This is a genomic window from Antarctobacter heliothermus, from assembly GCF_900188425.1.
Taxonomy (GTDB): domain Bacteria; phylum Pseudomonadota; class Alphaproteobacteria; order Rhodobacterales; family Rhodobacteraceae; genus Antarctobacter; species Antarctobacter heliothermus.
The window spans coordinates 1-26289 of the sequence record NZ_FZON01000059.1 but is presented as its reverse complement, the minus strand read 5'-3'; the positions used below and the strand labels follow the sequence as shown (position 1 = coordinate 26289).

Below are 26289 nucleotides of genomic sequence, written 5' to 3'. Positions count from 1 at the left end.
ACCGCCCAGTCGAGGCCGACCAGGCTCAGTAGGCTTTCAACGAACCCGGTCGTCTGCCGGAGCGCCATGCCGAAAAGGACTTTCATCGTCAGGCATGCCTGGATCGCGGCGTCGCTATAGAGCGGCTGCCGGCCTCGCTTGCCGGTCGGCGGTGGCACCCAGACCATGTCCGGGTCGAACCAGATCGTCAGGGAGCCGCGCTGCTTCAGCGCTTCGTTGTAGGCCGGCCAGTTCTTGGTCTTGTAGCTCGGCGGGATCGGTCTGCTCATGCAGGACAGCTACCACGCTGGATTCACGAGATGAATCCCTCAACCAGCCTTTGCGCAACAAAGCCCCTTGGCGGGTATTGCTATCAGCCTGATATGTCAGACCCGGATCGCCCGGTGTTTCTGCGCCCCGCAGAGGCCGAGGCCCGGTCCGCGTGACCTGCGCCTAGTCGGCTGGGTCCGCGTCGCGCTGGGGGGCGTAAAGTTTGATCTTTTCACCTAGGGCCGCTTTGCGCAGCGGCTTGGTCAGGTAGTCGTTCAGACCGGCCTCCAGGATGCTTTCGCGATCTCCTGCCATCGCATGGGCGGTGACGGCAATGATCGGAACCGGGGGGCCGCCATTCTCCAGCGTGCGGATTTCACGCGTCGCCTGTTTGCCATCCATCTGCGGCATGGAGATATCCATGAAAATCATGTCGGGACGCCTTTCGCGGAACGCCTCGACCGCCTCTATCCCGTTATTGGCAAACCGCAGGGACACGTCGAAATCCTTGGCCATCTTGCGAAACACCAACTGATTTGTCTTGTTGTCTTCGGCCACGATCACATCCAGTGGCATCGAGAGTTCAGGCGTGGCGGCAGGTGTCTGAGGCGGGGCGGGGCGGGCCGGTGGCTCAACCGTGCGTGGTTCCGCGGCGGGTGTGTGGCTGGGATATTCGGCCGGCCCGATCTTTTCCAGCGTCGAGAACAGCATCCGGCGGGGCACGGGTTTCTGTAGGACGGCCGCCACCTCTGATCCTGCGAGTTTCCCGATCCGGGCCGGGTTGTTGGCCAACAGGATGACCGGAATATTCCGCCCACTGCGGCAAAGCTGCGCGGCCAGTTCCTGTCCGCTCATGTCAGGTAGATCCTGTTCGATCAGCAGCAGGTCGGGCCGGGTTTCGATGCGGTCGATGGCTTCAGAGCCGGTCTTGCAGAAGTCGGTCTTGAGGCCAATGATTTCCAGCTGTTTGGACAGGATGGCCCGGTTGGTGTTGTGGTCGTCCACGACCAGCACGCGTTTGAGGTGCTTGGGCAGGCTTGCGGTTTCGAACACCGCCGGTTCCTCTGCCGGCAAGAGGATGCGCAGGCCGAAACAACTGCCCTTGCCCAGATCGGATTCGGCCCAGACCTCTCCTCCCATCAGTTCGACAAGGCGGCGCGTGATGGCAAGGCCAAGGCCGGTGCCCTCGAATTTGCGGTTGCGTTCATCCTCGACCTGATTGAATTCGCCAAAAACATCGTCAACCTTATCCGGGGGAATGCCGATGCCGGTATCCTCGACCGTGATGTGGAGGGCGGTATCGCCGTCGCCATCGGGCACGCCGACCACACGCACCAGCACATGGCCCTGAACGGTGAATTTCACCGCGTTGCCCAGCAGGTTGGTCAGGATCTGGCGAATCCGGCCCGCATCCCCGATAAAGCGCGTCGGCAGGAACATGTCGAAATCCACGAACAGCGCGATGTCCTTGTCCCGCGCGGTGGGTTGCAACAGCATGACGACCTTATGGATCGCGCGTTCAAGATCAAAGGGTTCCGGGTGCAGTTGCAGCTTTTCTGCCTCGATCTTGGAATAGTCGAGGATATCGTTGATGATCACCAGCAGCGCCTCACCCGAGCTGCGGATGGTATCGGCATAAAGCTGTTGTTCCTCATTCAGCGTGGTGTCCATGAGCAGATCGGCCATGCCGACAACGCCGTTCATGGGGGTCCGGATTTCGTGGCTCATGTTGGCGAGAAAGGCGGATTTTGCGCGGTTGGCGGCCTCGGCGCGGGTCATCGCCTCTTTCAGTCGTTCCTGATCCTGCTTGATCTGGCTGATGTCCACCCGCAACCCGACACGCCCGCCGTCGCGCGTTCGGCGTTCGTAAATCCGCAGCCAGCGACCGTCCGTCAATTGCTGTTCATGTTCGGTTTCGGATAGCCGGAGCGCGGACAGCCGATCCTCCAGCCAGTCTTCTTCGCGGCCCTTGGCCTCTGCATATTGTCCGCGCGCCAGCCCATAGCGCAGGATGTCCTCAAAGCTGGCGCCGCGCTGCATGGCCGGGGCGCTGGCGGCGTAGATGTCCTTGTATTGCTGGTTGCACATCAGCAGACGATCTTCGGCGTCGTACATGACGAAACCGTCGGGCATTTCCTCGACCGCGGACCACATTCGCATCAGTCCGGTGATGTCGATTCCCAGACTGACGACCCCGCCGTCGGGCAGCCGCCGATCATTCAGCTTGACGAACCGGTTGTTCCACAGGCGCAGGGTTTCATTCGGGATCGGATCCATGTCCCAGCGGCCCCGCATCCGGCGGATCCAGTCTGCGCCTTGCTCTCCTTGCAGGTCGACGATCCCTTCGCCGACAAGAACACCCAGCACATTTTCATAGGGGGTGCCGGGTGCGATGCTTTCGATGCCTTCGAAGACTTGCAGATAGGCGGGATTGGCCAGTTCCAGGCACATTGTTTCATCATACATGGCAAAGCCGTCGCGCATGGTTTCCATCGCGCTCCATAGCTGATCGGTCACCACCTCGATCTTTTGCGTGGCCTCCCCCAGCTGGTGCATGACACGCTGGTTTTCGTCCCGGACCACTTTGACCTCTGTCCGGGTTTCCTGAATCTCATTGCGCAATTGCAGCGCGTGTTTACCAAGACGGCGGTTGGCCTCGAACAATTCGGCCTGTTTCTGGTCCAGCAGCCGCTCTGCGGCCAGTCGTGCGCGTCGTTCCTGGGCCAGGCGATCGGCCATGTCCATGCCATGCCCCTCCTTGCAGGCCACCTCTGACTCATGCGTCGCCGAGGTGAAAATCCTGTTAATCTGGGGGGAAGTTGGATGGGTGGGGTCAGGATTCCCTGACCCTGTCGAATCCTTGTCTTGGCGGGGCCTGCGTGGCACCATTGGATGCATTGTTCTGAAAGGAGCTTTTTATGCGGCGCATTGTTTTGGCTGCCCTGGCGGCTGTCGCGGGTTTGTCCTCGGCCCAGGCTCAGGCTCAGGAGATCATGCCAGACCGGCGATTCGTGATCACCCGGGATATCGATTATGTCGGGAATGACCTGCAAAGCCTGTTCGACACGACGCTGGATGCCTGTCAACGCGCCTGTCTGGATGCGACGGGCTGCATCGCTTTTACGTTCAATGCCCGCACCAATGCCTGTTTCCCCAAGGCAGAGGTAACGGACCGCGCCGCCTATGACGGGGCTGTCTCGGGCCGTGTCGTGGCCACTCCGACCGAGGCGCTGGATCTGGCCGAAACCCGCCGCCGCGACCTTGATTTCCTGCGCGACAACGACATCAGCCGCGCTCACCAAGAGGCGACGGATCTGGCCGTCCGCCATGGCGGTGGCCAGTGGACGGTCACGGCCCTGCTGGACGCGGCGCAAGAGGCGCGTGACAACGGCGATCTGAGCGACGCAATTCATTGGACGGGGGCGGCGCTGGCGCAAAACGACGATCCGGCACTGTGGCTGCAATACGGCCAATGGTCGGTCGACTATGCAGAGACCGTTCAGGGCGCCGACAAGCGCAAGTATTTTGGTCGTGCGCTGCTGGCCTCTGTCAACGGATACCTGCGCGCGGCCGAGGACAGCCAGCGCATCACCGCGCTTGTCGACATGGCCCACGCATTGGAGGCCGAAGATCGCGGCAGGGACATGATTCCTGCACTCAGACTGGCCGAAACGCTGGATGACCGTCCCTTCGTGACCGACATGCTGGACGATGCCATTGGCAAATACGGATTTCGGGTCGACGATCACCTTGTCGAGGCCGACACCGCAACGCCGCGTATTTGCGCCAGCTTCACAGAACCGCTGGTCCGCGCGGGGCAAGATTACGCGCCCTACGTCAAGCTGCCAGATCCGCGCCTTGCGGTGGTGCAGGACGATCAGCGCATCTGCGTGACCGGGGTCGAACACGGGGCGCGCTATACGATCACCTTCCGGTCGGGTCTTCCCGCCCAATCGGGTGAGACGCTGGTCCGCGATGTCCCGATCACCGCCTACGTCAGCGACCGCGCTCCGACGCTCAGCTTTCCGGGGCGCGCCTATGTGCTGCCGCGCACCGCTGATGCGGGATTGCCGATCGAAACCGTCAATCTGGATGAGGTCGATCTGGTGTTGCGCCGCGTGTCGGACCGCAATTTGGTCCGCGCCATCAGGGACGACTATTTTGGCCGTCCGCTGGGCCGCTATGATGAGGACTATTTCGCCCGCGACGTGGCAGAAGAAATCTGGCGCGGCACAGGTGTGGTTGAAAATCGCCTGAACGCTGACATGATGACCCGTCTTCCGATGGGCGATGTGCTAGGCGATCTGCCTGCAGGCATCTATGCGCTGACCGCGGCCGTGCCGGACCCCAAACAGGGCAATGAACGTCGCTCGACCCAGTGGTTCATCCTGTCCGACATTGGTTTGACAACCCTTCAGGGCACCGACGGGCTGACCGTCTTTGCCCGCGATCTTGGCAGCGCCGCACCGATGGACGGGCTAGAGGTCTCGCTGCTGGCAGAGGCCAACCGCGTGTTGGAGACCGTGACCACCGACGCCGCAGGTGTGGCGCGTTTTGCGCCTGGGTTGCTGCGTGGCGCGGACGGCAGCGCGCCTGCGCTGGTCATGGCCAAGCGGGGTGATGCGGATATCGCCTTTCTCTCGTTGACCGATCCGGCCTTTGACCTCAGCGACCGGGGCGTTGCGGGCCGCGCGCCTGCCGGTCCGTTGGATGCCTTTCTGGCCTTTGATCGCGGTGTCTATCGCGCAGGTGAAGAAATCAATGTCACCGCCTTGCTGCGCGATGCGCAGGCCGATGCGGTGGATGACGTGCCACTGACCGCCGTGCTGATCCGTCCCGACGGCGTGGAATATTCGCGCCACATTTCGGACGGGGGCGACGCGGGCGGGCATGTCTATACTCTGCCGCTGGGGCCGACAGTGCCGCGCGGAACATGGCGTCTGGCGGTCTATGCCGATCCCAAAGGAGAGGCGCTGGCCTCTGACACACTGCTGGTCGAGGATTTCGTCCCCGAGCGTATCGATTTTGACCTCAGCCTGCCGGACGGCCCGATCAACCCGCTGTCACCGCCCCTGCTGGGGGTCGATGCGCGGTATCTGTTCGGCGCGCCCGGCGCGGATCTGGACATCGAGGGCGAACTGCGGCTGTCTACACAGACCCGTTTGGACACCTTCCCCGGCTACCGTTTCGGACGCCACGACGACGATTCCGTCACCCGGATCGAGAGCTTTGATGCCGATCTGACTACGGACACCACGGGTGCCGCTCAACTGGTCCTGCCCATGCCTGACATCGACCCGCAGGGTCGGCCAATGGTTGCGACAGCCGTGTTGCGTCTGTCAGAGGCGTCTGGCCGTCCGGTTGAACGCTCTGTCTCGCGCCCGGTTGCGCCGCCGACGCCGATGATCGGCATCAAACCCGCCGCCGAGGAGGTCGCAGAGGGCGCCGAGGCGCGGTTCAGCGTGATGGCTGTCGGCCCCGATCTGCGTGCGCAGGAGATGGATGTCAGCTGGCAGGTCAACCGTGTCCGTACCCGCTATCAATGGTATCAGGACTACGGCAACTGGTACTGGGAGCCGGTGACCTCCCGCGAAACCGTGGCCCGTGGCGAGGGGACACTTGGCGCAGACCCGTTGCAGATCGCGGCCGAGGTCGACTGGGGCCAGTTCGAGGTTGTGGTGGAACGCAAGGACGGTGCCTATCTGGCCGCGTCGATGAGTTTCTCGGCCGGTTGGTACGCCCCAGCAGAGGCAGCCGACGCGCCGGATATGCTGGAGATGTCGCTGGACAAACCGGCCTATGCCGATGGTGAGACCGCGACCCTGCGCATGGTCCCGCGCTACGCGGGCAAGGCGCTGATCACGATCTTGGCTGACCGCGTGATTTCCATGCAGGCCGTCGACGTCACCGAAGGTGAGAACACCCTGACCCTGCCAGTCACCGAAGACTGGGGTGCGGGGGTCTATGTCACCGCGCAGGTGATCCGCCCCATGGATGTGACGGCAGGCCAGAACCCGGCGCGCGCGCTGGGTCTGACCCATGCCGCTGTTGATCCTGGTGACGCGCATTTGAACGTCAGTTTTGATGCGCCGGTGGAAAGTGCGCCGCGCGGACCACTGACCGCCAAGGTCAAGATCGACAACGTGACCCCAGGCGACACGGCCTATGTCACCGTCGCGGCTGTGGATCTGGGCATCCTGAACCTGACCGCGTTTGAAACGCCGGATCCTGCGGGCTACTACTTTGGCCAGCGTCGTCTGGGGGTCGAGATCCGCGACATCTATGGCCGCCTGATCGACGGCATGAATGGCGCGATGGGAGCTGTCCGCTCGGGTGGTGACGGCGTGGCAGGCATGCGCCTGCAAAGCCCGCCACCGACAGAGGCAACTGTGGCCTTCTTCTCGGGTCTCTTGCCTGTCGCAGAGGATGCCTCTGTCGAGGTCAGCTTTGACATTCCTGACTATAATGGCACCGTCCGGCTGATGGCAGTTGCCTGGTCGCCCTCGGGCGTTGGTGCGGCAGAGGCTGATGTGCTGGTGCGTGACCCGGTGGTGATCTCGGCCTCGTTGCCGCGATTCCTGTCACCGGGGGACGAAAGCCGCCTGCTGCTAGAACTGACCCATGCCAAGGGGCCAGCGGGTGAGATGCCGCTGGAGATCAGCGCCGATGGCGTGACTCTGGACACCAGCGCGCTGCCCGCAGCCGTGACACTGGAAGAAGGCGAAAAGCTGGCTCTGGAACTGCCACTGACCGCGGACAGCATCGGCGACCACAAGATCGAAATCGCCGTTACCACACCGGACGGTTTGCGGCTGACCAAGGCGTTGACGCTTGGCGTGCGTTCCAATGATCCAGATGTGGGCGCGACCCGCCGGTTCCAATTGGCTGCCGGGCAGACCTTTACGCTGGACGCGGATGTCTTTGCTGACCTGCGAGTCGACAGCGCCTCTGCCATGATGTCAGCCGGGCCGCTGGCGCGGTTCGACGTGCCGGGGCTGCTGGCCTCGCTGGATCGCTATCCTTACGGCTGTACCGAACAGGTGACGTCAAAGGCGCTGCCACTGCTCTACATGTCAGCGATTGCCGAGCCTTTGGGCCTTGGGAACAAGGATCGCATCGACCTGCGCATCGAACAATCAATTGCGCAGGTTCTGACGCGGCAGGCCAACAACGGGGCCTTTGGTCTCTGGGGGGCATGGTCGGGGGATTTCTGGCTGGACGCCTATGTCACCGACTTCCTCAGTCGTGCCAAAAGCGCGGGTTACGAAGTGCCCGACATTGCCTGGCAGAATGCCCTGGATAACCTTGGAAACCGGATTGCCTATGCCCCGGACTTCGACAAGGGGGGCGAGGATATCGCCTATGCGCTGATGGTGCTGGCCCGCGAAGGAGAGGCCGCCATGGGCGACCTGCGGTACTACGCCGACGAGAAAGCGGATGACTTTGCCACCCCCCTTGCTCAGGCCCAGCTTGCCGCCGCATTGGCCAGCTACGGTGATCAACCGCGCGCCGACGCCATGTTCGGTCGTGCGGCTGCGCATCTGTCTGCGACGCCGGTGTCAACGAAACAGGGCTACCGCGCCGACTATGGCAGCACGGTCCGCGACGCCGCAGGACTGTTGGCACTGGCGGTGGAGGCGCGGACAGACAAGTTTGACCGCGACGCTGTTGTACGACGCATCTCCGCCGTCAATCGCCCGCTGTCGACGCAGGAGCAGGCCTGGTCGCTGCTGGCGGCGCACGCCATGGTGCAGGACCCGACCGTTTCGGGCCTCGCACTGAACGGAGAGGCATTGAAAGGCCCCTTTGTCCGCCGGATAGAGGCCGAAGGGCTGGAACCGGTGACGCTGACCAATACCTCTGACACGCCCACCGACGTCACCTTGACCACGCTGGGCAAGCCGCTGGGTGCGACAGAGGCGGGGGGCTATGGCTATGCGCTGACGCGTGAGTATTTCACCCTCGACGGTGAGCCGATCACCGAGATCCGCGCAGGTGACCGCATGGTGGCGGTGTTGACGATCAAACCGGCGGAAAAGACCGGCGCGCGCCTGATCCTTGACGACGCTCTGCCTGCAGGGTTCGAGATCGACAACCCCAGCCTGCTGCGTTCCGGGGACATCCGCGCGCTGGACTGGCTGCAACTGGCCGATGCGGAACATGCAGAGTTTCGTACCGATCGCTTTCTGGCTGCCGTGACGCAGCAAAACGAAAAACCGTTGAAACTGGCCTATGTCCTGCGCGCGGTGTCGCCCGGCACCTTTCACCACCCGGCGGCTCTGGTCGAGGACATGTACCGGCCAGAGTATCGCGCCACGACGGCCTCTGACCGGGTGACGATTCTGCCATGAGCGGTGAGACGATTGCGACAACCCATTGGCGCGCGCTTGACCGGGACGGTGAGGACAAGTGCCGCCTTGCCCGACTGGATCAGGGCTGGATGCTGGTAGGGCATGCGCGGTTCCGCGATGCGAACGGCTGGGCCGCACTGGACTATGTGATCCGCGTCGATGACGATTGGCGCACCACCAGCGCCGATGTCACCGGAGAGCATGCTGGCGAAGCCATCGCCATCCGTCTGATGCGCGGTGGCGATGGCTGGGTGGTCAACGACGAGGCACGCCCGGACCTGAACGGGGCCGAGGATGTCGACCTTGCCTTTACCCCAGCCACCAATCTCATGCCGCTGAACCGTGTGCCAGAGGTTGGGCGACTGGACACAACGGCTGCTTGGGTCCGGTTTCCCGGTCCGTTGGTGTCGCCCCTGACGCAAAGCTATACGCGGGAACGTGGTGGCATGGTGCGCTACACGGCAGAGGAAACCGGGTTCGAAACCCAACTGGCGGTGGACCGTCACGGGTTCATAACCTCCTATCCCGGCCTCTGGGAGGCGGGTGAGTGAAAAAGCTGCTCGTACTGGTGGTTGCCCTTTGGGCGACCGCCTTTGCGCGCGACCGTTTTGACGCATTCATCGACGCCACATCGTTGCCTGTGCTTGTCCACGCCACCTCGCCCGAGGTGCGCGACCGAAACGGCGTGCTGCTGCGGGCCTATACCATCGAGGACGGGCTATGGCGGATGGAGGTGTCGCTCGATCAGGTCGATCCGCTGTTTTTCAGAATGCTGATCGCCTATGAGGACAAGCGGTTTCACAACCACAACGGCGTCGATCTGCGCGCCACCGCCCGCGCCGCAGGGCAGGCGCTGCGCAGTGGTCATATCGTTTCGGGGGCGTCGACCCTGACCATGCAGGTGGCGCGCTTGCTGGAGGATGGCACCACCGGCCAATGGCGCGGAAAGCTGCGCCAGATGCGGCTGGCGCTGGCGCTGGAACGGCATTTGACCAAAGATGAGATCATGGCGCTTTACCTGCGGCTGGCCCCCTATGGTGGCAACGTCGAAGGGTTGCGAGCGGCTGCGTTGATCTGGTTGGGAAAGGAACCGACCCGCCTGACACCCGCCGAGGTGGCCCTGCTGGTGGCCCTGCCGCAGGCCCCCGAAAGCCGTCGCCCGGACCGCTACCCCGACGCCGCCCGGATCGCCCGCAACCGCGTGTTGATGCGGATGGCGAATGCCGGTGTCATTCCGATGGGAGCCGCGCAATCCGACCGGTTGGACCCGGCGCCGCTGGGCCGCAAACAGATGCCGCAGCTTGCCCCGCATATGGCCGACCGGGCCATTGCGATGGGCCCCGGACGGCATGATCTGACGCTGGACCGGGCGCTGCAGGAAAGTCTGGAGGATCTGGCCCGTCGCTACATGTCTGGCCGGGATGAACATCTGTCCGTCGCGTTGATCCTGGCCGATCACCAAAGCGGTGAAATCCTCGCCTCTGTCGGCTCCAAGGATTACACCGACATGATCGGGCAAGGCTTTGTCGACATGACGCAGGCCCAGCGCTCTCCGGGATCGACGCTGAAACCGCTGGTTTACGGGTTGGCCTTTGACAGGGGGCTGGCGCATCCTGAAACGCTGATCCTGGATACGCCAGTGCAGTTTGGTACCTACGCGCCGCAGAACTTTGACGGTGCGTATCGGGGCGAATTGCCGGTGCGGCGCGCGCTGCAACTGTCGTTGAATATCCCGGTAATCCGCCTGACAGAGGCACTTGGCCCGGCGCATCTGATGGCTGCGCTGGAACGTGCCGGGATCGAACCGGGATTGCAGGGCGGCGCGCCCGGTCTGGCATTGGCGCTGGGCGGGGTCGGTGTCACGCTGGAGGAGATGGTCCAGTTGTACGCGGCGCTGGCGCGCGGCGGTGAGGCGCTGCCGCTGCGCTGGCGCGCCGATCAGGACAGGGGCGCGGATGTTGCACGCCGCATTCTCAGCCCGGCCAGCGCCTGGCAGGTGGGCAATATCCTGGCCGACGTCGCGCCGCCCGCCTCTGCCGGGCCACCGGGGCGCGTGGCCTACAAGACGGGCACCTCATACGGGCATCGCGACGCCTGGGCGCTGGGCTGGACCGGGCGTCATGTGGCAGGGGTCTGGATCGGTCGGCCCGATGGCACGCCGGTGCCTGGCGCCTTTGGCGGGGCGCTGGCCGCCCCCTTGTTGTTCGAGGCATTGGGCCGGGCTGAGGCGCGGATGGAACCGCTGGCCCCGCCGCCGCCGGAAACCCTGCTGGTCAGTCGCGCGCAACTGCCGGAACCGTTGCAACGGTTTGGCCCGCGCGAAACCGTGCCGACACTGCAACTGACCTTTCCGCCGGATGGGGCGCTGCTGGCTGCCACGGGGGGAGGGGTGCCGGTCAAACTGCGCGGTGGGCTTCCGCCTTATACCCTTTTGGCGGACGGGGCTGTTCTGGCCACGGGGTTGCGCAGACCCGAGTTTCTGGCCCCGGTGCGTGGTCCCGGTTTCACGACCTTGTCAGTGATTGATGCTCAGGGGGCATCCGGGCGGGTGTCAATCGAACTGCGGTAGGGGGCGTCATGCCAAAGGCATGCTTGCAGCATGACCCCCGTCTCCCTTTGGTCGACCCCCCCCCCGGGATATTTTTGGACAGAAGAAACTCAAGGGGCTCCGGCGGTTCTGGCCGGGCGATTCGGCAATCCGTTGCCGGCTGAATCGACGCGGCAATTCCCCGCCCACAAAGCTGTTTTGCCATGTTAGAATCATGTCGAGGTTCGAGCAGACGGAGATTTACATGGTTCAGGGGCTCAGGCGGCTGGCACTGGCCGCCGTTCTTGGTGGCATGGCCGGTGCGGGTCACGCGGCGGATATTTCGCTGTCCGACGGTCAGGATATGGGGTGTCAGTTGCGCATAGACGGACCCATCGCCAAGGGTGATGGGGACCGGCTGGACGTGGCGCTGCGCGACTTGCCCTTTCCGGACGGTACCAGTCCGGTTGGCCAGCGGGTTTGTCTGAACAGTTCGGGCGGGTCATTGGTCGAGGCGGTGCGCATGGGTGATCTGATCGCGGAGCGGTTTATGGGGACCGCCGTGCCCGAAGCGGCCACATGCGAAAGTGCCTGCGCACTGGTCTTTCTGGGCGGGCGGTTTGCGCATCCGGAGGCGGATGGCAATTTCATCCCCGACAGGGTGTTGCATCCGCGCGGGAAGCTGGGCTTTCACGCCCCGGCGCTGGCGGTCGAGGATCGCGCCTATGGGCGGGACGAGATCAACCGGGCTTATTCCGTGGCGCTTGGCAGTCTGGGGGAAATTCTGCGTCTGCGGTCCGACCACGCGGCCGAGATCCCGGATTCTCTGTTCCTGACCATCCTCAACACGCCCGCGAGCGACATGACCTACGTCGAGACGGTGGAACAGGCCGCGCGTTGGCAAATCGAGGTCGCCCCGGTTGCGCTGACGGCTGAGGACATCGGCGCGGCCCTGCGCCATGCCTGTTTGAACGCCGATGGCGGCATGCTGGATCAGCGCCCCTCGGACAGTTACCTGTATGGCTCCTCCAACCTGCCCTTTACCTATGCCAACCTTGGCGCGGACCACGCGCAGGTCACCTCGCGCGGCGGATTTCGGGCGGAAGACGTGGCAAATTGCGACATGACGTTGCGCGCGGATGGCGATCCGCTGGATGGTATCGGCTATGTCACGATCGAAGGCGGGGTCGCCAATGAGATCACCCGTCGTGACGTCTATCCCTACATGTTCCACGATCCGCGCCTGCCGTTGTCGGCCCTGCCGGTGGCGCGGAGCGCGGCGGAAACCGGCGAACAGATCTTTTTCGCGGCCATTCAGGCGGCGGCGCGCGAGGAGCTTTCAGAGGTGGAGATTCGATCCTGCTGGTTGTTGTCGCCAGAGGCGCGCATCGTCAACGTGAATGACTATGTCAATCTGCGGAGCGGTCCGGGGTTTGAGGCCGAGGTTCTGCGCAAGGTGCCCTTGGGGGAAAAGGTGCGTGTGATCGCAACGCAGGACTTGCGCACGCCCGGAACCGGGGAGCGGGTGCGGTCCTGCCTGAAGGCCTGCAACGATCTTGCGGTGGACAGCTCTGACACTGATTTGCGTGCGCGGGTTGATCGCTGCATCGCGGGGAATGTGTTCTGGTACGAGATCCGCGACGGGTCAGGCACCGCCGGCTATGTCAGCCGCAAGTTTCTGGGCGATTAAGACGCGCGTGTCCCGGGCCTGACCCGGGACCTCTGCCTGTGCAGGTCGGGTGTTGACACAAGAGGCGCCGCAATCCCTTCTTCGCGCAAGGGCGGCCGCATGCTAGGTTTGGCCGGATATTTCCCAGCACGAGACCCGATATGCATATGATATTCAGATCCTTCCTTGTGGCGTTGACATGCGCCGTATTCCTCATGCCTCAGCCGTCGACCGCCGCGACCATTGCCCTTGGCGGGTCGCAGGAGATGGGATGCCGCATCGCCATCGACGGCCAGATCGGCAAAGGCGACGCGGATGCCCTGCGCGCCGTTTTTGAAGAGATCGGTTATCCCACCGAATACAGCCCGATCGGGCGGCGCATTTGTCTGAACTCGCCGGGGGGCTCCCTGCTTGAAGGGTTGGCGATGGCCGATCTGATTGCCGAGTGGAATTTCGGTACAGCGGTTCCCGATGGGGCGTCCTGCGAAAGCGCCTGTTCGATTGTGTTTCTGGCGGGCCGTTTCAACAACCCGGAGGCGGGTGGCGCGTTCTCCATCGACAGGGTCATGCACCCGCGCGCCCAGGTCGGGTTTCACGCGCCCTCGCTGCTGCTCGGAGAGCGGTCCTATTCCCGTCAAGAAGTCGACAAGGCCTATGCCATCGCGCTGGACAGCATGGCCGGCATCCTGCGCCACCGGGCCGAAAGCCTGACCTCCATTCCGGATTCTTTGTTTCTTGAACTGTTGGGAACCCCGCCGTTCGAGATGACCTATGTCGAAACCGTGGGGCAGGCGGCGCGATGGCAGATTGATGTTGTACCCGTGGCGCTGCCTTCGGGCGGTGTTTCAGAGGCCCTCAGCCATGCGTGCTGGCACGTCGATTCCGGGCTGCTTGACTATTCGCCCTCGGAATACGGCAGCGCCTTTAAGCTGGAATTCAGCTATGAGGAATTGACCGATGATACGCTGCGGGCGTCAAGCTCTCGTGAGTTCCGCTATGAGGGCTCCGCCCAATGCGAGATCGGTATTTTCGCCGGAGGTGGCTTCAGCGATAACAGCACGGTCGAATATGTCGGCGTCGCGCAATACACTGGGGGGGCGACCGATCAGGATGTGTCCGGCAAAGTCTATGCCTACATGCTGTACCCGTCAGAGCAACGCATCGACACCCTGCCAATCCCCCGACCCGGTGACGACCTGCGATCCAGCGGGTTTTTTCGTGCTGCGCGCGGTGCCCCTGGCGGTGGTGCAACCGGCGGGTTGACCTCCTGCCGCCTCACCCAGACCAATGCGCAGGTGATCAACGTCAATGAGTTTGTGAACCTGCGCGCCGCGCCGGGTCTGCGCGCGCCGATTGTCGGCCAGTTGCGTCTGGCCGAACGGGTGCAGGTGCCGGATGTCGGTCAGTTGCTGCCAGTGCGCGGCGCACCGCGTGGTCCGACCTGTGTCAGCATCTGTGACGGGCTGTCGCGCAGCCCGTCTGATGTGGGTCTGAAGGACAGCGCCGAAGGCTGCATCGCGGAAAACATGCTGTGGTATCAGGTCATCAGTTCGTCTGGCGTCACCGGCTATGTCAGCCGTCATTTCCTGACCGACTGACGTCAGGAAAGCCGCACTTGCGGTTTGCGGCGCTCCGGGTTTTTCTGCCCGGACGCCGTATTGGGGGAGCAGGTTCATGTGGAAATATCTGGTGGCCGGAAGTCTGGGCATGCTGTCGGTCGGATCGGTGGCGCTTGCGCAAGAGCGCGGCAGCGCCCAGCCCATCCCGGATGAGACATGGGCTGCGATGCAGGGGGTTAGCTGGCACAGCGGTATACCCTGTCCTGCGCGTGCAGAGCTGCGGTTGCTGACGGTGCCTTATGTCGACTTCAAGGGGCGCACGGTCCAGGGCCAGTTGATCGTCGCAGATGATGTGGCAAAGGACATGCTGGATATTTTCGCTGATATTCACGCGGCGGGCTATCCAATCCAGAGCATGAAACTGGTGCATCATTTTCGTGGCGATGACGGATTTTCCATGGCGGCGAACAACACCAGCGCCTTTAATTGCCGGGTGGTCGCCGGGACGTCACGCCTGTCCCAACACGCCTTTGGTCGGGCCATAGACATCAATCCGGTACAAAACCCCTATGTGAACGGCGGGCGCACCTCGCCCTCGGCAGGTATTGATTTTGACGAGACGGCAGAGCGCAAGGCGCTAGCGCGCGGCGTGATCGTTGCGGGCGATGCTGTGGTCACGGCCTTCAAGAAACGCGGCTGGGGCTGGGGCGGTGACTGGACCTCGATGAAGGATTACCAGCACTTTTCGGCCAACGGGAACTGACCGTCGGGTCCGGCCCCTAGGGCGTGCCCGCTGCGCCAAAGACCAGATCGGCGTGTTGGTCGAGGTAGATGCGCAGCCACGGGGTGAACCGGGCGGGATTTTCAGCGACCTCTCGGGCCAGCTGGCGCCGGTCAACCCAGCGGATTTCCATGACCTCGTCGGGCTTGGGGTCCAGTGTCATCTGCGGGGTTGCCTCGGCGCGAAAGATCTCGACCACCTCATGTTCGGTCATGCCGCCGCCCACATCGGCGCGGTATTCAACCTGACCCATGTGGCGCGGAGTGACTCCGGTGATCCCCAACTCATCGTCCAGACGCCGCAGCGCACAGGTTTCGGCGGCTTCGTTCCAGAATGGATGCGTGCAGCAGGTGTTCGCCCACAGACCGGGGGTGTGATACTTGCCCAGCGCGCGCCGCTGGATCAATACCTCATCCCCGCGCATCACAAAGACCGAAACAGCCTTGTGCCGCAGTCCGCGCTCATGCGCGTCCAGCTTGTCGATGGGTTGCAGGGTGCCGTCCACCCAGGCGGGAATCATGATCGTCATGGCGTTTTCGGGCCTTCGGGGCGTTTCAGGGTTCGGTTTATATAGGGTTTTGCGTGGGGGATTTGCACGCCGAAAGGACGGTGGAGGAAAACCCGACTGTGATGCCCTGCCTGTTCTCCCTAGCCTGAGCAACGTGGACCGACCTTGATTTGAAAACGACACCGGAGAAAAGACATGGATTTCGACGCCCTGTTCACCGCGCAGCTGGACGCGCTGAAATCCGAAGGCAACTACCGGGTCTTTGCCGAACTGGAACGTGACTGCGGGGCGTTTCCAAGCGCGCGCAGCCTCGATCCCAATGCTCCGGATCGGGTCACGGTCTGGTGTTCGAATGACTACCTGGGCATGGGTCAGCATCCTTTGGTCCGCGACCGGATGAAAGATGTGATTGATCAGTGCGGGACTGGCGCGGGCGGCACGCGCAACATTTCCGGCACCAACAGTCACCATGTGGCGCTGGAACGCGAATTGGCCGACCTGCACGGCAAAGAGGAGGCGCTGCTGTTCACGTCTGGCTATGTCTCGAACTGGGCGGCGCTGTCGACGCTGGGCGCGCGTTTGCCGGACGCGGTAATCCTGTCGGACGCATCGAACCACGCCAGCATGATCGAGGGCATCCGCCATTCGCGCGCCAAAAAGGTGATCTGGAACCACAACGACCCCGAGGATCTGGACCGCAAACTGGGCGCATTGCCCGCCAATGCGCCCAAGATCGTGGCGTTCGAGTCGGTCTATTCCATGGATGGCGACATCTGCCCGATGGCAGAGATCGTCGAGGTTGCCGAAAAACACGGCGCGCTGACCTATCTGGATGAGGTCCACGCCGTTGGCCTGTATGGCCCGCGCGGTGGCGGCATTTCGGAACAAGAAGGGCTGGCGCACCGGATCACGCTGATCGAGGGCACGCTGGGCAAGGCCTATGGCTGCATGGGCGGCTATGTCACCGGCAGCCACGCGCTGTGTGATTTCATCCGCAGTTTTGCCAGCGGGTTTATCTTTACCACCGCCTTGCCGCCCGCGGTCGCCGCGGCGGCGCAGACCTCTGTGGCGCATTTGAAGCGGTCTGGGGATGAACGTGCGCTGCAACAGCGTCAGGTTGCGCGGTTGCGCGCGGCGCTGGACCGGCGCGGCATCCCGCATCTGGACAACCCCAGCCATATCATCCCGGTGATGATCAAGGATCCGGTGAAATGTCGGATGCTGGCGGACATCCTGATGCGCTATTGGGGGATCTATGTGCAGCCGATCAACTATCCAACGGTGCCAAAGGGGACAGAACGACTGCGGTTCACGCCCGGACCGTTGCACACGGATGCGGACATCGACCATCTTGTCGAGGCGCTGACCGTATTGTGGAAGCAATGCGCGCTGGCGCATGCGGTGGCGTAGGGCGGGGGGGCTCCTGCCGTCCGGCCCACCTCATGCGTGGCGGGCCGGGGTGTGCAAGATCAGATACGCTCGATGGCCAGCGCGATACCCTGACCGCCGCCGATGCACATGGTGATCAGCGCCTTGGAGCCGCCGATACGTTCCAGCTCATACAGTGCCTTGACCGTGATGATCGCACCCGTCGCGCCAACCGGGTGGCCAAGCGCAATAGCGCCGCCGTTCGGGTTCACCTTGGCGGCGTCCAGCCCCAGAGCCTTGTTCACCGCCAGTGCCTGGGCGGCAAAGGCCTCGTTCGATTCGATCACGTCGAAATCGCCCACTGACAGGCCGGTGCGGGCCAAGAGGTTTTCCACCGCCGGGATCGGGCCGATGCCCATAACCTCGGGGCGGACACCCGCATGGGCGTAGCCCAGCACCCGAGCGCGGGGTTTCAGTCCGGCAGCCTCTGCCGCACCGGCCCGCGCCAGCACCAGAGCCGCCGCGCCATCGTTGATGCCGCTGGCATTGCCTGCCGTGACGGTGCCGTCCTTTTTGAACACGGTGCGCAAACCGGCCAGAACCTCGGCTGTTGTCGGCTTGGGGTGCTCATCCACGGCAAAATCCACCATGTCGCGTTTGACCCGAACCTGAACCGGGGTGATCTGCTCGGCAAAGCGGCCTTCTACTATGGCCCGCGCCGCGCGGGTCTGGCTTTCCAGTGCAAAGGCGTCCTGTGCTTCGCGGCTGATGTCATGTTCGGCTGAGACGTTTTCCGCCGTCACCCCCATGTGGCCGGTCCCAAAGGGACAGTTCAGCGCGCCCAGCATCATGTCCAGAGTCTTGATGTCGCCCATCTTTGCGCCCCACCGCTGATCGGTGATCGCAAACGGAGAGCGCGACATCGCCTCGGCCCCGCCTGCCAACGCGAAATCCGCATCGCCCAACATCAAGGACTGAACAGCCGAGACAATCGCCTGCGCCCCCGATCCGCACAGGCGGTTCACGTTCATCGCCGGCACGCTGTCGGGCACGCCCGCCTGCATCGCGGCAACGCGGCTGAGGTACATGTCGCGCGGTTCCGTGTTGATGACATGGCCAAAGACCGCATGGCCGATCTGGCCGCCTTCAACCCCGGCCCGCTCCAGCGCGGCCTTGGCCGCTGCGGTGCCCAGATCAATCGGGGGCGTGCCGGCAAGGCTGCCGCCAAAGGTGCCGATGGCTGTGCGGGCGCCGCTCAGAATGACGATATCGTCGCTCATGTCTCTTCCTCCTTGGGTTGCCGCGATCATGCGCGCCGCGCCGGGGTTTGTCAGCCCTTCGGAACGGTTTGCAAATTGAGACGTAACCGCGCGGGCTTTGTGGTAAACCGGCGGGGCAAGCGGGAGGAAATGATATGTCTGCAAGTGTTCAAGTGCTCTATCCGGCCACGGATGGCACCCATTTTGACTATGATTATTACGTCAATACGCATCTCAAGATGGTTGGCGAGGTTTGGGGGGAATTGCTGGATCGTACGGTCGTTATCAAGGGGTTGGCTGGTGGCCCGGACACTCCGCCGGGCTTTCACGCCATTGCCACGCTGGTGTTCAACGACGGTGACGCGTTGCAAGAGGGCATGGGCAAGGCGGGCCCGCTGCTGGAGGACATCCCGAATTTCACCAACACCCAGCCCCAAATGTTGGTGGGTGAGGTGATTGGCTGAGCCGTCGCTTGACACGGCGAGGCTGCAACCGCAGCCTCGCACCATGATCTTGCCCTCTGCGATCGACGCGATCGGAAACACACCATTGGTTGACCTGACCCGCGCCTGCGCGGCGCTGGGCCTTGAGGGACGAATTCTGGCCAAGCTCGATTTTCTTTTGCCGGGGTTCTCCAAAAAGGACCGCGCCGCCAAGGCGATCATCGAGGCGGCGCAGGCCGAAGGCAGCCTGTCGCCCGGTCAGCCGGTGGTCGAGCTGACCTCGGGCAACATGGGCACCGGGCTGGCCATCGTTTGCGGTATCCTCGGGCATCCGTTTATTGCGGTCATGAGCCGGGGCAACTCGGTCGAGCGGGCGCGCATGATGGCGGCGTTGGGCGCAGAGGTGGTTCTGGTCGATCAGGCGCCGGGTGGCACGCCGGGGCAGGTGTCCGGAACTGATCTGGCGTTGGTCGAGTCGGCGGCGCAGCGCGTCACGGCAGAGCGCGGCGCCTTTCGTGCTGATCAATTTGGCCATCCGGGAAACCCTGCGGCGCATGAAACCGGCACCGGGCCAGAATTCTGGGAACAATCCGGCGGGGCGATTCAGGTCTTTGCCGATTTTGTCGGGTCCGGCGGCACGCTGGCCGGCACGGCGCGGTTTCTGACACCCAAGGGTGTTGCCTGCTACGCGGTCGAGCCGATTGGGGCAGAGGCGCTGTCGGGCGGCGACACCTCGCATCCTGATCATCCTATTCAGGGCGGGGGGTATGCCATGGCGGATCTGGACCACATGCGGGAGGTGCAGTTGTCAGGAACAGTGACCGTTTCAGGGGATGAGGCGCGCGATCACGCCCGCCTTCTGGCCCGGACCGAAGGACTGTTTGCGGGCTATTCGGCCGGGGCCAACCTTGCGGCGGCAGCGCAGTTGTTGCGCGGGGCCGAGCGGGGCCGAACGGTGGGCATTGTCCTGTGTGACAGCGGGCTCAAGTATCTGTCGACTGACCTTTGGGCCGACGGTTTCTGACGCCGGTTCGCTTGGCGGTAAACACAGGATGCCGCGCGGAGGGGCGGGGCAGCGGACATAGAGAGGGTCACTGCACATCAGTTGCCCGGTCGATGGCTGCGCTCAGTGAACCAACGTGTACAACGGCATGACGCCACTGGTCTCGACCCGCGCCTGTACGCTGACGGCCGCCACGATCAGGACGGCAATCAGCACGAGATTGACGATGTTCAGCGCGCTGCGCATTGGGTGCCTCATTGAATTTCGTGTCGTCTACGCGGCGAACGGTGTGACGGATCACTATTGCCGGAGTGTCGTCTCGAGGACGTCGAGAATTGCAAGGAGGTGAGGCAAAACTCGCATCCGGGCAAGGGGGGCGCGTCAGTTTGTCCGGTCAGGGGGCGTCTTCCCGCGCGGTGCGGCGTCTCTTGCGGGAATCTGCGGCAGGCTGTATCAGGCATTCTCATGACACCCCATGTCGACAGGACCGACCGCGCCCGCCTGCGCGAACGTTTCCACGGCGCCACGCACACTGTGCTGGCCCGGCGACCGGCGCGCGCCTGATTGCCTGCGCCCCGCAAGCGCACCCTTTCCAAACAGCCAAACGCCAACAAACGGGAGAGGACACATGTCCCCCAAGACGCTTTATGACAAAATCTGGGATGCCCACGTCGTCCATGAGGACACTGACGGCACCTGCCTTCTTTATATCGACCGGCACCTTGTGCATGAGGTCACCAGCCCGCAGGCCTTTGAGGGTCTGCGTATGGCGGGCCGCACTGTGCGCGCACCGGACAAGACCATCGCCGTGCCGGATCACAACGTGCCCACCACGGCAGGCCGCGACGATCCCGATCAGATGCCCGAAGACAGCCGCATCCAGGTCGCCGCGCTGGACAAGAATGCCAAGGACTTTGGCATTCATTATTATCCGGTGTCCGACATCCGTCAGGGCATCGTCCACATCGTTGGCCCCGAACAGGGCTGGACCCTGCCGGGCATGACTGTGGTGTGCGGGGACAGTCACACCGCGACGCATGGGGCCTTTGGCGCGTTGGCGCATGGCATCGGCACGTCAGAGGTGGAACATGTGCTGGCCACCCAGACGCTGATCCAGAAAAAGTCCAAGAACATGAAGGTCGAGATCACCGGCAAGCTGATGCCTGGTGTCACTGCCAAGGACATCGTTCTGCGCATCATCGCCGAAACCGGCACCGCCGGCGGCACTGGCTATGTCATCGAATACTGCGGCGAAGCGATCCGCAACCTGTCGATGGAAGGTCGCATGACGGTCTGCAACATGGCGATCGAGGGCGGTGCCCGTGCGGGCCTGATCGCACCGGACCAAACGACCTATGACTATGTCATGGGCCGCCCGCACGCGCCCAAGGGCGCCCAGTGGGAGGCGGCGCTGAACTGGTGGAAGACGCTCTATTCAGACGATGATGCGGCATGGGACAAGGTTTTGACCATTGCGGGCGAATCCATTGAACCCACCGTGACATGGGGCACCTCACCCGAGGACGCCCTGCCGATCAGCGCGTTGGTCCCCTCTGCCGACAGCTTTCAGGGCGGCAAGGTCGCCGCAGCCCAGCGCTCGCTGGACTACATGGATCTCAAACCCGGCACACCACTGAAAGAGATCGCCATCGACACGGTCTTTATCGGCTCTTGCACCAATGGCCGGATCGAGGATTTGCGCGCCGCTGCGGAAATCCTGAAAGGGCGCAAGATCAAGGAAGGGATGCGCGCCATGATCGTGCCCGGCTCTGGCCTTGTGCGGGCGCAGGCCGAGGAGGAAGGGCTGGCCGACATCTTCAAGGAGGCCGGTTTCGAATGGCGCCTTGCGGGCTGTTCCATGTGCCTTGCGATGAACCCCGACCAGCTGAAGCCGGGTGAGCGTTGCGCCGCCACGTCGAACCGTAACTTTGAGGGTCGTCAGGGGCGCGGCGGTCGCACGCACCTGATGTCGCCCGCGATGGCGGCGGCGGCGGCAGTCACCGGGCACATCACCGACGTGCGCGAGCTGGTGTGATGCGGACGGCAAAGGGGCGCCCCGGTCGGGACGCCCCACGTTACGCTGCTTATCAACCCTCAGTTGGTCAGGGTGCCATCCGAGTTGTTGATGCCGGGAACAGGGATGGAGGTTTCCATGAACTCGCCGCTGGACGTGCGGCAGTTTGCGTACAACGTGACGCCATTGACCTCGGCCTCCAGCGTGATGCTGCCGCAGCTCATCTGAAAGGTCGCGGCATTCCCGCCCATCTCCAGCATGCCGTTGTTGTTGCCAATCGGCGGCATCGCGATGCTGGTCTGGTTTGGCATCCCGTTGGCCTTCAGGCAAACAGCGGCGATCTGGGCGCTGCCGTCCGACCCATATTGGAACGCGATGTTCGAACATGTGTTCTGAAAGGTGCTTGCGCCCGAGTGACTGCCAGCAAAGGCAGAGGTCGCGGCAAAGGCGAGAAAGGCTGTTGCTGCAAAGGTTTTCATTCTGATCTCCCAATCCAAAAGACAACCGTCAAAGTGGCTGCCACCTCAGCTTTGCCTGAGGTGACGATTCCCGCAAGGGTAGAGTGCGAGAGCGGCTCTGGTCCTTTTTGGAGAAAAGTTGCCGTAACGGAAGATGCCACAACCCTTGCCCGCGTCACAGCGGTGTTTTCCCCGTCCCCGGCCGTCACGATCCGGGTGCGCCAATTCCCTAAAATCTTGCGGCAGGTCGTGCCGACAGCCCCGGCACAGGCCGGGCGTCCAGACCGACCCCTGCCCCTCAACTGAAGCCAAGGAGGCTTTGACATGGATAAGTTCGAAAAGCTCACCGGGATCGCGGCACCGATGCCACTGGTCAATATCGATACCGACATGATCATCCCGAAACAGTTCCTGAAAACGATCAAACGGTCGGGTCTGGGCGTTCATCTCTTCGATGAGATGCGGTTTGATGACAACGGCGACGAGATCCCCGATTTCATTCTCAACAAACCGCAATACCGTGAGGCGCAGGTCATCGTGGCTGGCGACAATTTTGGCTGCGGCTCATCGCGTGAACATGCGCCCTGGGCGCTGAAGGATTTCGGCATCAAGGCGGTTGTTTCGACCAGCTTTGCCGACATCTTTTACAACAACTGTTTCAAGAACGGCATTCTGCCGATCACGCTGCCACGTGAGGCGGTCGATGTGCTGATGAAGGACGCCGAAAAGGGGTCAAACGCCCGGATGATCGTTGACCTTGAGGCGCAGACCGTGACCTCTTCGGATGGTGAGAGTTTTGCGTTTGAGATTGACCCGTTCAAGAAACATTGCCTGTTGAACGGTCTCGACGATATCGGCTTGTCGATGGAGAAAGTATCGTCGATCGACACATTTGAGGTGCAAGCCGCCCAGGCGCGTCCCTGGGTCTGAGGATGTGACACACCTCTCCCGCGCGTGGGTGGGAGAGGTGCCTTGCCTGTGCCACAGGCCTTACCTGCCCAAATCCTTTCGAAATCGTAAACCGGACAGGGCTGTCCCCATTGATCCGGTTGTGGTGGAATTTCCTTTTACCGCAACATATTGCGATGCGTTCTTGAAGTGCCTCATTTGTGCCCGCGAATTGATGCAATCCCGCACCACTGCCTCCGCGAAACGGCCATGAATCTGCGTAAGCCTACCCTGACCGCTTGAGCAATTGAGGCAAACGGGGCAAAACTTGGGCAAGATTGAGGCAACCCGCCACAAAGTGCGGGCTCGGGATGGAACAAGGGCGCGGCATCGTATCGCGGCCGTCCGGATCGAAAGGGCAGAGCTGTGATAACGCGAATGGTGGCCGCCGCTGTGCGGGCGTTCCTTGTTGCATTGCTGGTGGCGACACCGGCGTTGTTGCTGCCGGGCACCCGTGTCGAGACCACCCAGATGATTGCCTTGATCGGCTTGCTGGCCGCGATCCTGACCTTTGTCGAATACCTCGCAGAGTCGCCGTCCCTGATAGAGTTTCGTGCCGCGCCACCATTCAACCGTATCCGGTTCGCGTCTCTGGCGGTCACTGTAGGGCTGTTGACGCTGATCTGCCGGGGCGACATGGCGCCCACCCCCCTGACCCAGGCGCTGGCCGGCTTTGGCACCATGATCGGCACAGCAATGGATTTCCCGTTTTCGCCGGTGCGCCTGATGCTGTTGGTGGCGGCGGATGACGAGGCGACCGACAAGATCCGGTCTCTTGCCGGGCTGGCCTATGTCATCTCTCTTGTTACCCTGCTGAGCTTTGTGGCCCTTGTCCGACTGCTCGATTGGCCCCTGCGATCTGGCGCTTTCAACTTCTGGATCAACCTGCCGTTGTATGACCCCACCACGGGCGGGGACATTCTGATGCGGCTCAAGCGCGACAGTCACGTTAACGTAGCCTTAGGGTTTCTTCTGCCATTCATGATCCCGGCGGTCCTGAAGATCGCTGCGGTCTATGCAACTCCGCTTGCGCTGGCCGATACGCAAACGTTGATTTGGACGATAAGTGCATGGGCCTTTCTGCCAGCAAGCCTGATCATGCGAGGGGTGGCGCTGATGCGTATCGCCGACCTGATCGAGGAGAAGCGCCGCCGCGCCTACGCGCAGGCGGATTTGCAGGCGGCCTGATCCTTTTCTCAGTTATCTGCTGGTAGCTTGCGCCGCTTGCGCGGACCCATTGCGGGTTGCAACCTGGCATGGCGATTTCAGTCGCAAAGGGCCCGGGTTGATGTTGGCAGACCTCGACAAGGCAGTGCCGGACCTGGCACCAATCATGACGACAGCGCCTGACGTGCTTGTGCTAACAGATATCGACTATGACGCCGGTCTGGTCACCTTGTCCAAATTGCGTGATGTGCTGGGAAAGACCGGGCTGGACTATCCGCACCTGCTGGCTGTGCGGCCCAACACCGGGATGCCGACGGATCTGGACATTGACGGCGATGGGCGGCGCGGTGGCCCACGGGACGCGCAAGGGTTCGGCTGGTTTTCCGGGCAGGGGGGCATGGCGGTTCTGTCGCGGTTTCCTGTCGATCTCTTGGCCGACCATAGCAATGTTCTGTGGAAGGACACCCACGACACGGCGATCGCAATGGATGATCCAGCATTCGAGATTCAGCGCCTGTCCAGTTCGGCCTTTTGGGCTGTGCGCGTTGCGACACCGGACGGGGCGCTGACGCTCTTGACGCTGGGGGCGACACCGCCGGTTTTCGACGGCCCGGAGGATCGCAACGGGCGCCGCAACCGGGATGAAGTGTTGCTTTGGGCACATGTTCTGAACGGTGATCACGGTCCGATCCCCGAAGGGCCCGTGGCGGTGATTGGCAATCTCAACCTTGACCCTGCGCGTGGCAATGGCCTGCACGACGCGGTTAGGACTTTGTTGGCACATCCGCGCCTGCAAGATCCGATGCCGGGCGTTCAGACCGTCGCCTGGGACAGCACCGGCCCGATGCGGGTCAGCTATGTCCTGCCTGAGCGCTCGATCGTTGTTGGCGAAAACGGGGTCACGCCGCCGTCGCCTGACCTTGGGCCGCACGGCCTTGTCTGGGTCGACCTGGCCCTTCGCTGAGAACCGGCGCAATCGCCGATGCCAGCGCCTCTGTCATGTCCGTTGCAACAAAGCCAGGCAAGAGCGCATCGAACCCGTCACGAGACAGATGGTGCGGTTTGTCCCAGAGATAACGCATCTCCAGAAGCTTTGCGCCTGTCTTCCAGAAAGGAGCAGCCAGCCGAAGCGGCCACCAAGCCATCCGCCTGACTTCAACAGGGCGGTTCAGAACTTTGCCACACAGGGCCGCCATCTCGTTGCCGGTCACGGTGTAGCCGGGGAACGCAACATCGGTGAATCGCGGCAGCTGCGCCCGCTTTGCGGCCAGCATGACGGCGGCGCGCGCCATGTCGGGCAGATAGGCCCAAGCGTGCGGCACGCCGGGATTGCCGGGATAGGTCAGCACCCCCTTGCGGAGTGTCGGTGCCATTTGCATGTCAAACCAGTTGCCCGACGCGGCGGTGTCCAGAAAATCGCCCGCCCGCAGCAGGATCACCTTCACGCCGGAGTTGCGATAGGCGGCTTCCATGTCCACCCGTATCCGGCCCAGCGGGTTTCGTGCGTCGTGAGGGGCATCGGGGCCTAGGCATTCTGTCGCGTCCTTGCCAAAGACATAGACGTTGCCGGGAACGATGACCGTCGCGCCGGACATCCGCGCCGCCGCGATCACCTGATCCGTGAGGCGTGGCACCTCAGCCGCCCAATCAGCCCGCAATATTCACCGGCGGTCCGTGTGCGGTGTGATTTCGGGGCGCGGTCGGGTTTCTTGACCTTGCGTGTGGCAGGAAGGGCGATCACGCTGCCGACGTTCGCGTCATACGTGTGGGTGGATGTGTTCGCGGCGCTTTCGGGCGAACGCGGTGATGCATCCGCACACGGCGTTGAACGCCACCGGGATCGGTGGCGACGGTCGGGAAGCGCGGTCATACAGGCGGTTCGGATCAGGGGCCGGCCCAATGCATCCTGATGATTGTCGGCCATAGCATAGACCAGAAAGGCGCGGCGCTGCTTGCAAGCGCGAGCGTCATCCGGCGGCCGGAGA

The 26289-nt window shown here is 63.0% G+C and carries 20 protein-coding genes; 13 read left to right on the top strand and 7 right to left on the bottom strand.

Annotated features, from left to right (window positions below; genetic code table 11):
• Both CHB90_RS21355 and CHB90_RS21350 read right to left on the bottom strand, forming a co-directional pair.
• Positions 1-269: transposase (locus CHB90_RS21355; protein ID WP_170941086.1), on the bottom strand; the 269-nt coding region annotated here is incomplete at its 3' end.
• 163 nt (positions 270-432) lie between these two features.
• A complete protein-coding gene (locus tag CHB90_RS21350; RefSeq protein ID WP_089279843.1) occupies positions 433-2994 on the bottom strand; it encodes a response regulator in 2562 nt (853 codons plus the stop codon).
• Between the two features lie 173 nt (positions 2995-3167).
• Between CHB90_RS21350 and CHB90_RS21345 the strand changes: the two genes are divergently transcribed.
• The 6 genes from CHB90_RS21345 (at position 3168) to CHB90_RS21320 (ending at position 15118) form a co-directional block, all read left to right on the top strand.
• A complete protein-coding gene (locus CHB90_RS21345) occupies positions 3168-8600 on the top strand; it encodes an alpha-2-macroglobulin family protein (protein ID WP_089279842.1) in 5433 nt (1810 codons plus the stop codon).
• Positions 8597-9151, top strand: coding sequence for a putative glycolipid-binding domain-containing protein (locus CHB90_RS21340; RefSeq protein WP_089279841.1), 555 nt, complete (start codon positions 8597-8599; stop codon positions 9149-9151). Before CHB90_RS21345 ends, CHB90_RS21340 begins: the two co-directional genes overlap by 4 nt.
• Entirely contained in the window at positions 9148-11169 is a 2022-nt protein-coding gene (gene pbpC / locus CHB90_RS21335; RefSeq protein ID WP_089279840.1) for a penicillin-binding protein 1C, read from the top strand. Before CHB90_RS21340 ends, pbpC begins: the two co-directional genes overlap by 4 nt.
• A 223-nt stretch (positions 11170-11392) precedes the next feature.
• A complete protein-coding gene (locus tag CHB90_RS21330; RefSeq protein ID WP_170941145.1) occupies positions 11393-12817 on the top strand; it encodes an SH3 domain-containing protein in 1425 nt (474 codons plus the stop codon).
• A gap of 140 nt (positions 12818-12957) precedes the next feature.
• Positions 12958-14394, top strand: coding sequence for an SH3 domain-containing protein (locus tag CHB90_RS21325; RefSeq protein ID WP_089279838.1), 1437 nt, complete (start codon positions 12958-12960; stop codon positions 14392-14394).
• A gap of 76 nt (positions 14395-14470) precedes the next feature.
• Entirely contained in the window at positions 14471-15118 is a 648-nt protein-coding gene (locus CHB90_RS21320) for a M15 family metallopeptidase (RefSeq protein WP_089279837.1), read from the top strand.
• A gap of 16 nt (positions 15119-15134) precedes the next feature.
• Here the strand turns inward: CHB90_RS21320 and idi are convergent, their stop codons facing one another.
• Positions 15135-15665 (bottom strand): isopentenyl-diphosphate Delta-isomerase, encoded by a 531-nt coding sequence (idi, locus tag CHB90_RS21315; RefSeq protein WP_089279836.1) that lies wholly within the window; start codon positions 15663-15665, stop codon positions 15135-15137.
• A gap of 174 nt (positions 15666-15839) precedes the next feature.
• Here idi and hemA point away from each other — a divergent pair, with 174 nt between their 5' ends.
• Complete coding sequence (gene hemA, locus CHB90_RS21310) at positions 15840-17054, top strand: 5-aminolevulinate synthase (protein WP_089279835.1); 1215 nt, start codon at positions 15840-15842, stop codon at positions 17052-17054.
• Positions 17055-17113: 59 nt separating this feature from the next.
• Here hemA and CHB90_RS21305 read toward each other — a convergent pair whose 3' ends face one another.
• On the bottom strand, positions 17114-18292 hold the full coding sequence (locus CHB90_RS21305) for an acetyl-CoA C-acyltransferase family protein (protein WP_089279834.1): 1179 nt from the start codon (positions 18290-18292) through the stop codon (positions 17114-17116).
• Positions 18293-18426: 134 nt separating this feature from the next.
• On the opposite strand from CHB90_RS21305, the gene CHB90_RS21300 reads away from it, so the two are divergent.
• Positions 18427-18735, top strand: a complete 309-nt coding sequence (locus tag CHB90_RS21300) for an EthD family reductase (protein WP_089279833.1) — start codon at positions 18427-18429, stop codon at positions 18733-18735.
• Positions 18736-18778: 43 nt separating this feature from the next.
• Positions 18779-19738, top strand: coding sequence for a PLP-dependent cysteine synthase family protein (locus CHB90_RS21295; protein ID WP_089279832.1), 960 nt, complete (start codon positions 18779-18781; stop codon positions 19736-19738).
• 102 nt (positions 19739-19840) lie between these two features.
• Here the strand turns inward: CHB90_RS21295 and CHB90_RS27380 are convergent, their stop codons facing one another.
• Positions 19841-19963, bottom strand: coding sequence for a hypothetical protein (locus tag CHB90_RS27380; protein ID WP_281256132.1), 123 nt, complete (start codon positions 19961-19963; stop codon positions 19841-19843).
• 382 nt (positions 19964-20345) lie between these two features.
• Between CHB90_RS27380 and leuC the strand changes: the two genes are divergently transcribed.
• On the top strand, positions 20346-21752 hold the full coding sequence (gene leuC / locus CHB90_RS21290; RefSeq protein ID WP_089279831.1) for a 3-isopropylmalate dehydratase large subunit: 1407 nt from the start codon (positions 20346-20348) through the stop codon (positions 21750-21752).
• Positions 21753-21811: 59 nt separating this feature from the next.
• On the opposite strand, the gene CHB90_RS21285 is transcribed toward leuC, so the two are convergent.
• Positions 21812-22210 carry a CVNH domain-containing protein gene (locus CHB90_RS21285; protein WP_089279830.1) on the bottom strand — a complete coding sequence of 133 codons (399 nt, stop codon included), beginning with the start codon at positions 22208-22210 and terminating at the stop codon, positions 21812-21814.
• 303 nt (positions 22211-22513) lie between these two features.
• Here CHB90_RS21285 and leuD point away from each other — a divergent pair, with 303 nt between their 5' ends.
• The 3 genes from leuD to CHB90_RS21270 all read left to right on the top strand — a co-directional run bounded on the left by leuD (position 22514) and on the right by CHB90_RS21270 (position 25268).
• Positions 22514-23119 (top strand): 3-isopropylmalate dehydratase small subunit, encoded by a 606-nt coding sequence (leuD, locus tag CHB90_RS21280; RefSeq protein WP_089279829.1) that lies wholly within the window; start codon positions 22514-22516, stop codon positions 23117-23119.
• Positions 23120-23503: 384 nt separating this feature from the next.
• Entirely contained in the window at positions 23504-24325 is an 822-nt protein-coding gene (locus CHB90_RS21275) for a hypothetical protein (protein WP_089279828.1), read from the top strand.
• 100 nt (positions 24326-24425) lie between these two features.
• Complete coding sequence (locus CHB90_RS21270; protein WP_170941144.1) at positions 24426-25268, top strand: endonuclease/exonuclease/phosphatase family protein; 843 nt, start codon at positions 24426-24428, stop codon at positions 25266-25268.
• Here CHB90_RS21270 and CHB90_RS21265 read toward each other — a convergent pair.
• On the bottom strand, positions 25204-25938 hold the full coding sequence (locus CHB90_RS21265; RefSeq protein ID WP_245823330.1) for a Rossmann-fold NAD(P)-binding domain-containing protein: 735 nt from the start codon (positions 25936-25938) through the stop codon (positions 25204-25206). The genes CHB90_RS21270 and CHB90_RS21265 overlap by 65 nt on opposite strands.
• Between the last annotated feature and the right edge of the window lie 351 nt (positions 25939-26289).